Source organism: Ancylobacter sp. IITR112 (genome assembly GCF_041415945.1).
Taxonomy (GTDB): Bacteria; Pseudomonadota; Alphaproteobacteria; order Rhizobiales; family Xanthobacteraceae; genus Ancylobacter.
This window is the reverse complement of record NZ_JBGCUS010000001.1, coordinates 2,549,769-2,562,504: the sequence shown is the minus strand read 5'-3', so window position 1 is coordinate 2,562,504 and position 12,736 is coordinate 2,549,769. Positions and strand designations below refer to the sequence as shown.

11 protein-coding genes are annotated in these 12,736 nt (G+C 68.3%); 7 read left to right on the top strand and 4 right to left on the bottom strand.

The features are described 5' to 3' along the window. Positions 1–31: 31 nt before the first annotated feature. The 4 genes from AAC979_RS12295 (at position 32) to gltS (ending at position 4,521) form a co-directional block, all read left to right on the top strand. Positions 32–1,084, top strand: a complete 1,053-nt coding sequence (locus AAC979_RS12295; protein ID WP_371347168.1) for a hypothetical protein — start codon at positions 32–34, stop codon at positions 1,082–1,084. A gap of 57 nt (positions 1,085–1,141) precedes the next feature. Beyond that, a complete protein-coding gene (locus AAC979_RS12290; RefSeq protein ID WP_371347167.1) occupies positions 1,142–1,747 on the top strand; it encodes a hypothetical protein in 606 nt (201 codons plus the stop codon). A 129-nt stretch (positions 1,748–1,876) separates the two neighbouring features. Further along, positions 1,877–3,100 carry a nucleotidyltransferase family protein gene (locus AAC979_RS12285; protein ID WP_371347166.1) on the top strand — a complete coding sequence of 408 codons (1,224 nt, stop codon included), beginning with the start codon at positions 1,877–1,879 and terminating at the stop codon, positions 3,098–3,100. A gap of 215 nt (positions 3,101–3,315) precedes the next feature. Beyond that, positions 3,316–4,521, top strand: a complete 1,206-nt coding sequence (gene gltS, locus AAC979_RS12280; RefSeq protein ID WP_371347165.1) for a sodium/glutamate symporter — start codon at positions 3,316–3,318, stop codon at positions 4,519–4,521. A gap of 9 nt (positions 4,522–4,530) precedes the next feature. Here the strand turns inward: gltS and AAC979_RS12275 are convergent, their stop codons facing one another. From AAC979_RS12275 to AAC979_RS12265, 3 genes are all read right to left on the bottom strand, one after another. Beyond that, on the bottom strand, positions 4,531–5,748 hold the full coding sequence (locus tag AAC979_RS12275; RefSeq protein WP_371347164.1) for an alpha/beta hydrolase: 1,218 nt from the start codon (positions 5,746–5,748) through the stop codon (positions 4,531–4,533). 124 nt (positions 5,749–5,872) lie between these two features. Further along, complete coding sequence (locus tag AAC979_RS12270) at positions 5,873–7,348, bottom strand: alpha/beta hydrolase (RefSeq protein WP_371347163.1); 1,476 nt, start codon at positions 7,346–7,348, stop codon at positions 5,873–5,875. Further along, positions 7,345–8,376, bottom strand: coding sequence for an AI-2E family transporter (locus AAC979_RS12265; protein ID WP_371347162.1), 1,032 nt, complete (start codon positions 8,374–8,376; stop codon positions 7,345–7,347). The genes AAC979_RS12270 and AAC979_RS12265 overlap by 4 nt, the downstream gene beginning before the upstream one ends. A gap of 260 nt (positions 8,377–8,636) precedes the next feature. Here AAC979_RS12265 and AAC979_RS12260 point away from each other — a divergent pair, with 260 nt between their 5' ends. Both AAC979_RS12260 and AAC979_RS12255 read left to right on the top strand, forming a co-directional pair. After that, the gene (locus tag AAC979_RS12260) at positions 8,637–9,176 is read left to right on the top strand and encodes a TRAP transporter small permease subunit (protein ID WP_371347161.1); all 540 of its coding nucleotides are present in this window, start codon (positions 8,637–8,639) and stop codon (positions 9,174–9,176) included. A 67-nt stretch (positions 9,177–9,243) separates the two neighbouring features. Continuing rightward, positions 9,244–10,656 (top strand): TRAP transporter large permease subunit, encoded by a 1,413-nt coding sequence (locus AAC979_RS12255; protein WP_371347160.1) that lies wholly within the window; start codon positions 9,244–9,246, stop codon positions 10,654–10,656. Between the two features lie 2 nt (positions 10,657–10,658). On the opposite strand, the gene AAC979_RS12250 is transcribed toward AAC979_RS12255, so the two are convergent. Continuing rightward, positions 10,659–11,147 (bottom strand): hypothetical protein, encoded by a 489-nt coding sequence (locus AAC979_RS12250; protein WP_371347159.1) that lies wholly within the window; start codon positions 11,145–11,147, stop codon positions 10,659–10,661. 274 nt (positions 11,148–11,421) lie between these two features. Between AAC979_RS12250 and AAC979_RS12245 the strand changes: the two genes are divergently transcribed. After that, complete coding sequence (locus AAC979_RS12245) at positions 11,422–12,690, top strand: multidrug effflux MFS transporter (protein ID WP_371347158.1); 1,269 nt, start codon at positions 11,422–11,424, stop codon at positions 12,688–12,690. Positions 12,691–12,736 lie beyond the last annotated feature (46 nt).

Below are 12,736 nucleotides of genomic sequence, written 5' to 3'. Positions count from 1 at the left end.
CCGGCGGCACCCCGAGTCAAGGAGCAGGACGATGAGCGACGATACCGTAACCCCGCTATGGACGCTGACCCGGGTCCGCCAGATCGACAGCGACACCGGCAGCCTCAGCCTGACGCTGGACGGGGAAAGCACGCCGAAGGTCGAGATCACCGCTGATGGCCGAGCCGCCTTCAACACCGCGCTGTCCGTCACCGGCCCGGTGATCCTGGAGGCGCTGGCCACCGCCCTGTCCGGCCTCACCGTGACCGGCGCGGTGAAGGCGAGCGGCACCATTGAGGCGGAACAGGGTCTGGCCGGCATGGGGGCGGTGCCGGTTGGCGCCATTCTCATGTGGTCGGGCAGCCCGGCCAAGCTGCCGGCCGGCTGGTACCTGTGCAATGGCAGCGGCTGGCTGGCCAATGGCGACCCGGTCCCCGATCTGCGCGGCAGCTTCATCGTCGGCCATGATCCCGCCAGCGCCGACTACAAGACCGTCGGCAGTCGCGGCGGCGCGCCGAGCTGCACGCTGAAGGTCGCCAACCTGCCCAAGGACGACCTGCTGACGCTCAAGCAGCTCGTGGTGGCCGTACCCTATATCCCGGGTGACAATAACGCCCTCTCGCGCAATGTCGGGGACGAGGTCAAGCTGCCATCGAACGGCGCGGCGGAGCCTTTCGACATCCGCCCGCCCTGGTACAGCCTGGCCTATATCATCTATGGGGGGCCGAATTCGCGCATTCCCTCCGATCCCGGCATTCGCGCCGTCCTGCGCGCCGGCGAAGCGCTGAGCCGGGGAGGCAGCGTCGTCTCCCCGTCGGGGCGCTACAGCCTGCTGCTCGACGCATCGGGCCGGCTCAGCCTTCGCGACGATCGCGACAGGCTCAAGCCCCTGGAAATCTGGGTCGCCATGAAGGACCGCAGCGACGCGATCGGTACGATCGCCCGGATGCAGGCCGACAGCAACTTCGTCCTGTATGCCGGCGCCCGAGGGGCCGTGTTCGCCTCCGATACCTTCCAGAAAAACGGCGTGCTGCTGCGCGTGACGGACGACGGCAAGGTCCGCATCGACGACGGCGAGGGGCGCGCCATCTGGTCGAAGCCCTGACATATGGCGGCACACCGGCCCCTGCCCGACACCCCGCGCCCCTGAAAGGACACCGAGATGAACGACCAGACCGTGACGCCGAAATGGCGGCTGACCCGCGTCGCCTATGAGGACGACGACAATCTCAAGCTCACCTGCGTCGACCAGACCGAGTCGGCGCTGGAAATCACCACCGATGGAAAAACGACGCTCAACACCTCGCTGACAGTGAACGGGCCGCTCACGCTGGCGCAGCCGGTCTCGGCGTCGCGCGGCCCGGTGAGGGTGACGGGGGGCCTCTCCGTCAGCGGCGCGGTCGAGGTGCCGGGCGGCATCACCGGGCCGGGCGCCGTGCCGAAGGGTGTGGTTGTCATGTGGGCGGGCGATCCGGCCCACCTGCCCGAGGGGTGGGCGCTGTGCGACGGCCAGAACGGCCGCCCGGACCTGCGCGGGCGGTTTCCTGTCGGCGCGGATGGCGGCAGCTTCCCGGCACATCAGGCGGGTGGATCACGCGAGCATTCTCACCATATCGACCATACTTACAGGCTTACCTCCACGCGCGATGCGGACGGAAAGAATTTCGGCGTCATCGCGCCGGAGACGCTGCAACGGCTGACGTGCGATACCCATCACGCCTCGCACCTGCCGCCCTATCTGGCGCTGCACTTCATCATCAAGCTGTAGCGTCACACCCGGTGCCGGCGTGCCGGCGCCCGGCCGCGCCTGACAGCGCCCGCCGCATCCGCTATAGGCGGGTGCGTGGTCCATGGGGGCATGCGGGCGGGAAACTGCTCCTGCGGCGGTCGGGCGGGCATGAGCGAGACGTTGAGGCAAGAGCCGGGCCGTACCGAGGCGGCGTTCGCGCTGCTGGCGCACCTGTGCGCCGAGGCCGGCGCCCACCGTGCGGCGACGCCGGCCTCGCCGGCGCTGCAACGCGCGGCGGCCAGGGTCGAGGACTGGGCAGGCTTCCTCCGCCTGGTGGAGCGGCACCGTGTGCCGGGGCTGGTGCATGTCGGGCTGGGGGGGCTTGCCGGCACGGTGCCCGAGGAGGTGCGGCGCACCCTCGCCGGCAAGGCGCAGGCGCTGGCGCGGCAGAACCTCGCCACGGTCGCCGCGCTGGTCCGGCTGCAGAAGCTGTTCGACGCCGCCGGCATCGAGGCGGTGTTCTTCAAGGGCGCGCTGGTCGGGCAGCGGGCCTATGGCTCGATCGCGGTCAAGCACGGCAAGGACATTGATTTCCTGGTGCGGCCCGAAGACCTTGACGCGGTGTTCGCGCTGCTCGCCGGCGAGGGCTACCAGCCGGACTTCCCCGCGCCGCCGCTGACCCCGGCGAAGATCGACGCGCTGCGGGCCTTCCAGATGGAGGCGGTGATGAGCGATCCGGTCCGCGGCGTGCAACTGGAACCGCATTGGCGGCTGACTGAGAACCGCCGGCTGCTGCCGCTGCAACCGCTGCTGGCGGCGGCGGGCCGGCGCGAGAGTCTCGCCGGTGTGCCGATCCACGGCTTTCACCCCGACGACGAATTCGCCTATCTCTGCGTCCATGGCGCCCGTAGCGGCTGGTTCCGGCTCAAATGGCTCGCCGATCTGCACGCTTTGCTGGTGGGGCGGACACAGGAGGAGCGGCTGCGTCTCTACCGCCATGCCGAGGCGCGGGGCGCCGGGCCGGCCGCGCTGCTGGCCTTGGCCCTCTGCCGCGATCTGTTCGACCTGCCTCTGCCGACGGCGCTGGCGCGGCCGGCAGAGGCGCCGCTGCAGCGGGCGATGCGTCGGCTCTGCCATGCCTTCCTGCGCGAGGAACGGCCGCAAACCTCGCTGCGCGCGGTCGCCCTCCTGCCGATGCTGCACGCCATGGCGTGCGGGCCCGCCCATGTCGGCACCGAGATCCTGCGCTGGACGGTGAACTGCCAGGACGCCCTTGACCTGCCGCTGCCGCGCCGGCTCTACCTGCTCTACCCGCTGCTGCGCCTGCCGCTCTGGCTCGGGCGGCTGCTGACCGGCAAGGGCCTGCTGCGCCGCCGGCAGCCGGCCCGCTGACCGCGCCGCCGCGCGCGAGCATATTCTCTCTCCGCGATGTGACGGCCCCTTCACCCGACAGGTTGATTCGGCCCGATCGGATCCGGCTCCGTCGGCGTGCGCGGCGGTTGCCAGGGACGGGGCGGGGGTGGCAAGTGTGCCAAGTGTGGCGGCGCCGGGCTGGTCCGGCAGGCGCGCATGAGGATTGGCGCCTGCGGGCGCGAGGCGGAGGGACCATGCCGGCAATCGAGATTTCCGGGCTACTCACCTTCACCATCGCCATTGTGGTGTTCTTCGCCGGCTCCGGCATCAACCGGGCGATCCCGCCGCTCGGCCGGTTCAACATTCCGGAAGCGGTGACGGGTGGCCTGCTGGCAGCGCTGGTGACGCTGATCGCCTATCGCTTCTTCGACACCGCCATCGTGTTCGATCTCGGGGCGCGGGACATGCTGCTGCTGTATTTCTTCACCGGCATCGGCCTCAATGCCCGGCTGGACGACCTGCTGGCCGGTGGGCGGCCGCTGGTGATCCTGCTCGGCCTCACCGTTCTCTATCTCGTCATCCAGAACGCGATCGCCCTCGGTGCCGTCAGCCTGCTCGGCCTGCCGGAAGGGCTCACCGTGTTCCTCGGCTCGGCCTCGCTGATCGGCGGCCACGGCACCACCATCGCCTGGGCGCCGCTGATCGCGGAGCGGTTCGGCGTGGCGAACGCGCTGGAGGTCGGCATCGCCGTGGCGACGCTCGGGCTGGTGCTGGCGAGCCTCGCCGGCGGGCCGATCGCCCGCTACCTCATCACCCGGCATCATCTCAAGAGCGAGCGCGGGCAGGAGGCAATCGTCGGCCTGCCCAAGGCGGTGGATGAGCGGCGCGACGACGACATCAGCCATGTCAGCCTGCTGCGCACCGTGCTCGTGCTCAATGTCGCCATACTGATCGCCTTCGGCCTGGAGGAGGCGGTGGAGTGGACCGGGCTGAAGCTGCCCATGTTCGTGGTGTGCCTGCTGGTCGGCATCGTGCTCACCAATACGGTGCCGCGCCTGCTGCCGCGCCTCAACTGGCCGACGCGCACGCGGGCGCTGGCGCTGGTCTCTGATCTCGCGCTGAACATCTTCCTCGCCATGTCGCTGATGAGCATGCAGCTCTGGAGCATTGGCGGGCTCGGTCTCGCCCTGGTGCTGGTGCTGGCGGTGCAGACGCTGGCGGCGGTGGCCTACATCGTCTTCGTGGTGTTCCCGGCCATGGGGCGCGACTATCAGGCAGCGGTGATCTCCGCCGGCTTCACCGGCATCAGCCTCGGGGCCACGCCGACCGCCATCGCCAACATGACGGCGGTGACCAAGGCGCATGGGCCTTCGCCCCGCGCGTTCATCATCCTGCCGCTGGTCTCGGCCTTCTTCATCGACATCATCAACGCGGCGGCGATCGGATTTCTTGCCCGCTGAAGCGGCGGTTCAGTCCGCCGCCGGGTCCTCGACCGTTTCGCTGAGCGTCTGGCCGAAGCGCTCCACCTGCCCCTGATAGGTGCGGCGCGTCTTCGGGTCGATCACCGCGATCGGGGCGCTGAGTGCGAGGCCGGCGGCGCTGCCCACCGTCTGGCCGACACCGATGGCGCCGGCGGCGATGCGGTCGCCGAGGCTGATTTCGGAATCGGTCACGGTCTGTCCGTTCACCAGCCGCTGGCCGATGAGCTGCACCACTTCCGGCGAGGAGGCGAAGCGGCCATGATTGAGCGAGTCGCCGCTGCGCATGGCGGTGAGGTCGATCACCACGATGCCGGACTTCTCCAGATCGGCGTAGTATTTCTGTGTGTCGATCATGCCCAGCCGGTCCACGCCGCCGGCGATGCGGCGGGAGACCTGCAGCGCCCGGTCGTCCTGAGAGACGAACAGGGTGAAGCGCGCCTGCGGCCCGTTCAGCGCCCGCCATTGCGAGGCGAACACGTCGACATCGACATCGGGCGAGGCGAGGATGACGTTGCGGATCTTGGCCGGCAGCTTGCCGCGGCGGATGGCCATCTGCCGCAGGCTCTCCATCGCCAGCCACGCCCCCATGGAATGGGCCATGATGGTCACATCCTCGACGCGCGGATCGCTCGCCACCTGCCACACCGTCTCCTCGAAGGCGTCGCGCGAGAAGATGGTGCTCTCGCGGTCGAAGAGATAGTCGAACACCCGGGCGCGTGAGGGCCAGGTGAACAGCACCGGCGCCACCTCGGAGCCCGAGTCATGCACGATCTGGGCGAAGCGGTAGACCGCGTCCTCGAAGCGGTTGTTGAAGCCGTGGACGAAGATCAGCACCCGCCGGCTCGGCGGCAGATGGCTGTCGAGCCAGCCCTTCGCCGCCTTCACATTCGGCAGCGGCGTCACCGCGAGGGTGGCGAAATCGGTTTCCGGGTTGGGCGGCAGGCGGCGCGGCCACTGCACCTCGCCGATCTGGCGGCGGCTGTCCGGCGGGATGGAGACGGTGAAGGCGTCGAGCGACACGCCCGCGCCGCGCTCGCCGGTGTAGAGAATGCCGGCATCGGTGGAGGGTTCGCGGGTGGTGGCGACGAGAAGATTGACCTTGGTGGTGTCGGGCACGGCCGCTTCCACCGGCGTGAGCACGCCCACCGGCCGGTTCGAGCAGCCCGCGCACAAGGCGAGGGCAAACGCAACAATGACGAGACGCATCCAGCCTCCGCAGGCCCGGGCCTGTGACAAGCGCCAGCATTAGCCTGCCGAGGCGACGATGGCGAGTCACCCCGCCGTGTCGGCCGGCCGCCGCGCCTTGGGAGGCCGACGCGTCCGGCGCGGCTCAGGGTGGCGGCGCGGTCGCCGGGGCCGGGGGCGGCATGATGCGGTCGTTCATATAGGCGAAGAACGGGTTCGACGACATGCGCACCAGCGCGTCGAGGCTGACAATGAGCGCGCCGCGCTCGCCGCGCACCGCCATGGCGCCGAGTTCGAGGCCGAAATTCTCGTTCGGGTCGGGATGCGAGCCATAGAGCCCGTCTTCCGGCGGGAAGGGCAGGGCGACATGGGAGAGCGAATAGACATCCGGGGGATAGGCGAGGCCGAGCGGGCGCACGGTCTCTTCCGTGCTGCCGGCGGGAATCGCGTGCTCGACCACCTGATCGGACCCCTCATTCTCATTGGTGATGATCACGGTGCGGAAGGCGCGCGGGAGCGGTGGCAGCAGGCGCAGCAGCGCGGAATAGGAGGTCGCGCGCAGCAGCGGGCCAAGCTTGGTGTTGCGGTTGATGTCGAACAGCACGAGTTCGCTGCCATTGGCCGGTAGCTGGCCGTACAGCGCGTCGATGATGGCGCGGGTGGAGACGGTGAAGTCCATCACCGACTGGAAGGTGAGCGTCGGCGCCAGGTCCTTCAGCCGTCCGGCCCGCGCCTGGGCGCTGATGGAGGCCTGCAGCGCCCGGGTGAGGCGATGCGACTGCACTGCGCCATTGACCGGGAAGCTGTTGTACTTGAACGGATTGAACTCCGGGACGATGCCGAGCCACGCCGCCTTGTCGAAAGCTGGCAGCCAGGCCGGCAGCGCCGCCAGCCCGGCGAAGCGGGCGAAGCGGGTGATGCCGATCATCGGCGAGATCAGCACCAGCCGGTCGGGGCGGACGAGTGTGTCATCGCTCAGCGCGTCGAGTGCGTATTTCAGCGCAAGCGCCCCGCCATTGGAAAAGCCGACGATTTCCAGCTTCTTGCCCGGCGCCCGCGCGGCGGCCTCGCGCACCGCAAGGCGGGTGGCGGCGAGCCAGTCCTCCCATTCGACGGCGGTGAGGCCAGCCGGCACCGTGCCATGGCCGGGCAGGCGCGGGGCGATGACGAGGAAGCCATTGGCGAGGTAGCGCCCGGCGACATGGCGCAGGCTGTAGGGCGAATCGGTGAGGCCGTGCAGCAGCACGACGACGCCAACCGGCGCGCCTTCCGGCACCAGCTCATAGGAGCGGTTGAAATCCTGCGACAGTTTCGGCGGGTAGACGACGCTGCCGGCGAAATAGCGGTTGGAGGGCACGCGCTCGTCATCGGGCAGCTTCTGCACCACTTCGCGGGTGACATCGGCGAACAATTCGTCCTCGCGGGCGAGATAGCCGCGCCAGTCCGCCTGGTCGAGCTCGTCGACGCTCAGCTCCTCCGGCACGAAAATGTGCCAGGGCTCCAGCGGCGGACCGCTCTGGGCGAACCAGATGCGCGAGCCGAGAAAGGCGACGAACAGCACGAGCGCGAGCACGCCCAGCCATTTCAGAATCTTGCGGAGAAGGCGGAGGACAGTGGTCATGACGCTACGGCAGGCTCCTCACGGCCGGACATCAGCCGGGCGATCCAGCGTGTGCCCTCGCCCTCCTCGCAGAAGGTGAGGGCGGCGATGACCAGCGGCACGCCGATGAAGGCGCCGGACAGGCCCCACATGAACGCCCAGAAGAACACGGCGAACAGCACCAGGAAGGGCGAGATGGCGAGCGCCTTGCCGGCCACGCGCGGCTCGATATAGCTGCCGCTGAAGAACTGGATCACGTTCATGGCGAGGAACACCGCCACCGCCGTCTCCCAGGCGCCGAACTGCGCCAGCGCGAAGAAGGTCGGCAGCAGCGTCGCCACCAGCGGGCCGATGAACGGGATGTAGTTGAGCGCGAAGGCGATGACGCCAAAGGCGAGCGCGAGATCGAGCCCCATGGCGGCGGACAGCGCCCAGACGAACAGGCCGGTGAGCAGGCTCATTACCGTGCGCACCACCATATAGGTGCGGAACTTCGCCGCCGTCGCCGCGCTGGCGCGTACCAGGCGGCGGCCGGTCTCGCCCGCTTCCGCCACCAGCTTGGTACGGACGATGTCGACCTCCAGCAGGCCGAGCATGACGAAGATCAGCGTCACCACGCCAAAGCCGAGCATGCCGTTGAGCCGCCCGGCCAGCCCCTGAAACGTGCCGATCAGCCAGCTCGCGTTGAAGGTGTCGGCCAGCATGCCGGCGGAATAGAGTCCCATTTCCTCAAGCTGCGCGGCGGTCTCGCTATAGATCGCCTGAAAACGCCCGGCATTGGCGATGAGCCAGCGCCCGGCCTGGCTGAAGCCCCAGATGGTGGCATAGAACAGCACCGCCAGCACGAGAATGGTGAGCACCAGAGTCGCCATCATCGCCAGCAGCGCCGGCACGCGCTGCTGCAGACGCTGCTGCAGCGGCCAGACCAGCGCGATGATGAACAGGGCGAACGCCACCGGCGCCACCACGGAGCGGGCGAGATAGATCGCCCCCGCCGCGAGAATGAACGCGCAGATGCCGAGCGGAAGACGGAGCGCGCCGAGCGTCATGGGAGCTTTCGTGAAACGTGGCAACAAGATGACATGGGGGATAACACGCCGCGCCCCCTGGGGAAATCCGCGCCGGCCACCTCGCCTGTGGACCCGCTTCCGCTGCGGCATGGCGAGGGCGCCCCATGCGCGCGGCGCGGCGGCCCGACAAGGCGGGTTAAATTGGCTGAGACGATGGTCTATCTTGCCGTCCTCGGCGGGGGCGGCGATGGGGGCGCCCCGGCCGCAACGAGAACAGCCGGTCAGTTCGGGGGGATGGAATGGGAGGGCTGCTCGCCTTCAGCCGTATCGTTGACGGTCTCAACGAGAGATTCGGCCGCATCGCCGATTACTGCGTGCTGTTCGCCTGCCTGATCAGCGCCGGCAATGCGACGGTACGCTACCTCTTCAGCTATTCCACCAACGGCCTTTTGGAAGCGCAGTGGTATCTGTTCGGCGCGGTGGTGCTGCTCGGCGCCCCCTATACGCTGAAGCGCAACGAGCATGTGCGGGTCGATCTGGTCTATATGGCGGTGTCGCCGCGCGCGCGGCTGTGGATCGACACGCTCGGCTTCCTGCTGATCCTCATTCCCGCCGGCTGCTATCTCACCTGGCTGAGCTTTCCCTTTTTCTGGCAGTCCTTCACCGCGGGCGAGGTGTCGCAGAATGCCGGCGGGCTGATCCTGTGGCCGGCCAAGCTGCTGCTGCCGCTCGGCTTCGCGCTGCTCACCGTGCAGGGGCTTTCCGAACTCATCAAGCGCGTCGCCGCGCTGTCGGGCGTGCTCGACATCTCCACCGACTACGAGAAACCGCTGCAATAGGGCGGCGCGACACCCCGCTCTCCAGCCTTTCCCGCCCTCCAGCCTTTGTCCGACGCGCGAGCCCCGCATGTTCTCCTATGGCGTGATGCCCCCGCTGATGTTCGCCGGCATGATCTGCTTCATGCTGGCCGGCTTTCCCGTCGCGTTCTCGCTGGTCGCGGTCGGGCTGTTCTTCGGCACGCTGGGCATTCTGACGGACCATTTCACCTTCAGCTTCCTGCAGGCGCTGCCGTTCCGCTTCTACGGCATCATCTCCAACGATCTCCTGCTCGCTATTCCCTTCTTCACCTTCATGGGCGCGATCCTGGAGCGCTGCGGGCTTGCCGAGGATCTGCTGGAAGGCACCGGCAAGCTGTTCGGCAAGGTGCCGGGCGGGCTCGCCTATGCGGTGATCATCGTCGGCGCCATTCTCGGCGCCATCACCGGCACGGTGGCGGCCTCGGTCATCGCCATGGGCGTGATTTCGCTGCCGGTCATGATCCGCTACGGCTATAATGAGCGCCTCGCCACCGGCGTGATCGCCGCCTCCGGCACCATCACCCAGCTCATCCCGCCCTCGCTGGTGCTGATCGTGCTGGCCGAACAGCTCGGCCGGCCGGTGGGGGAGATGTATCTCGGCGCCATCGGCCCCTCGCTGCTGCAGGTGCTGATCTTCCTCGCCTATGTGTTCGTGCTGTCGCTGTTCAAGCCGCAGCATATGCCGCCGCTGCCGCCGGAGGCGCGCGGGGAGGGCGGCTGGCCGCTGATCCGGCAGGTGCTGTGGGGCATGGTGCCCTCCATCGTGCTGATCCTGCTGGTGCTCGGCACGCTGGCCATGGGCCTTGCCACGCCGACGGAAGCGGGCGCCATGGGCGCGATCGGCGCCATCCTGCTCGCCGCGCTGCATGGGCGGCTGACCTGGACGCTGCTGCGCCAGGCCATGGCCTCCACCGCGCGCCTTACCGCCATGGTGGTGTTCATCCTGATCGGCGCCACCGTGTTCAGCCTGGTGTTTCAGGGCATGGACGGGGCGTTGTGGATCGAGCACCTTTTGTCGCAGCTTCCGGGCGGCAAGGCGGGATTCCTGATCTTCGTCAATGTGTTCATCTTCTTCATCGCCTTCTTCCTCGACTTCTTCGAGATCGCCTTCATCATCGTGCCGCTGCTGGTGCCGGTGGCGATGAAGCTCGACATCAATCTCGTCTGGTTCGGCGTGCTGCTCTGCGTGAACATGCAGACGGCGTTCATGCACCCGCCCTTCGGCTTCGCGCTGTTCTACCTTCGCGGCATCGCGCCGAAGTCGATCCGCACCTCGCAGATCTATTGGGGCGCGATTCCGTGGCTGCTGATGCAGCTCGTCCTCGTGGTCGTGGTCATCCTGTGGCCGGAGGCGGTGACCTACTGGATCAGCGCGCCTCCCAGCGTGGACCCCGCGACCATCGAGCTCAACATCCCGCAATATGACGCGCCGCCGCTCGACCTGGCGCCGCCGCAGTTCTGAGGTCAGGCGGGGAGGGCGCTCGGTCCCTTGCCGCGCACCGCCGCGATGCCGGCCGCCACGAAGAACATGAGGACGATGCCCTGCGCGATGGCGAAGGGCGGTTCGGCCTGGGTGGGGGCCAGCGCGTGCAGGCCCGGCACCTTGGCGAAGAGCTGGGCGACGGCGACGAAAACCAGCAGCCATTGGCTGGCGACGATGCCCAGCGCGTAAACCATGTTCCAGCGTCCGGCGCGGTGGAAGACATAGTCCGCCGGCACGGTGACCGCGAGGACGAGCAGCGCGATGACGCCGACAATGTGCGAGGGCAGCACGCCGGTGAAGGGAAAGCCGAAGCCGGTGGCGCTGGTGGCGACGGCGGTGACAAGGAAGAGGACCGTCCAGCCCCGCCGTTCATGGCCGGTGATGAGGCTGGCGATGACGACGAAGCCGGCGGCGATGGCGATGAGGCTGAGCCAGGTGTGGAAGCCCGTCCACGTGGTCGGATCGAACATGCGCATGCTCCCCGATGGCGCCTCCGCCCGACGCGGTGCGCGGCGCCGGCAGGCCGCCGCCGGCGCATTGATGATACGCATCACTTTTATTGACGCCAGTGTGAAGGCCTGCGGCGCCTGGCTTTGCGCGCCGCACGCGGCGAATTCGCCCGTCTGTGTCTTTCGGCCTATAGGCCGGGCGGGCGCCGCGCGCTAAGGCGGGGCCCGGCAGCCGCCACCGTCCTTGCCGCCGCCCGTCTTGCCGACGGGGCGCCCCCTGCATATTGGATCGCCTATGTCCGCCCCCGCCTCCACGCCGGCATCGTCTCCCGCCGGCATCCCGCACCCGGGAATGGGCTTCCGGGAATTCGTGCTGTTCATCGCCGGCCTGATGGCGACCAACGCCATCGCCATTGATTCGATGCTGCCGGCGCTGCCGGAAATCGGCGAGTCGCTCGGCATCGACACCGCGAACCACACCCAGCTCGTCATCACCGCCTATCTGCTCGGCTTCGGCGGGGCGCAGCTCGTCTATGGCACGCTGGCGGATCGCTTCGGGCGGCGCAGCGTGCTGCTGTTCGGGCTGGCGGTCTATACGCTCGCCTCCATCGGCGCGGTGTTCGCTGGCACGCTCGGCGTAATGCTGGCGGCGCGGGTGATGCAGGGGGTCGGCTCGGCGGCGACGCGCATCCTCGCCATCACCATCGTGCGCGACTGCTATTCCGGCTCGCATATGGCGCGGGTGATGTCGCTCGCCTTCCTCGTCTTCCTCTCCGTGCCGATCGTGGCGCCTTCCATCGGGCAGGCGATCATGCTGATCGCGCCCTGGCGCGGCATTTTCCTGATGCTGTGCCTGTTCGGCGCGGTGCTGTTCGTGTGGACGCTGGCGCGCCTGCCGGAGACGCTGCATGCGGAGGACCGCTCGCCGATTTCCTTCGCCGGCATCTCCCATGCCTTCGGTCTGATCGTGCGCAGCCGCATCACCGTTGGCTACATGCTCGCCATCACCATGGCGATGGGAGGGCTGTTCGGCTTCATCAATTCCGCCCAGCAGGTCTTCGCCGACGCCTTCGACGCGGAAGAATTCTTCACGCTGATCTTCGCGCTGATCGCCGTGTTCATGGCGGCGTCCTCGCTGCTCAATGCCCGCATCGTCGAACGGCTCGGCATGCGGCGCGTCTCGCACGCGGCGCTGTGCGGCTATCTCGCGGTGACGCTGCTGCATGCGGCGATCGTGCTCGGCGGGGTGGAGAGCATCTGGAGCTTCTCCATCCTGCAGGGCGTGATGATGTTCTGCTTCGGCCTGATGGTATCCAATTTCAACTCCATGGCGATGGAGCCGGTGGGCCATGTGGCCGGCACCGCCTCCTCGGTGCTCGGCTTTGTCAGTACGGTCGGCGGGGCGCTGGCCGGCTTCGCGCTGGGGCAGAATTTCGACGGCACCACGCTGCCGCTGACACTGGGCTTCGCCGCGCTCGCCACCGTCGCGCTCGCCTGCGTGCTGTTCGCCGAAGGCGGCAGGTTGTTCCAACCCGACCGCCGCGTTTCCGATACCGAAACGTGAGTATTTGTAAGAGCAGAGGTATTTAGTCGCCGTCTTCTGTCGCCCT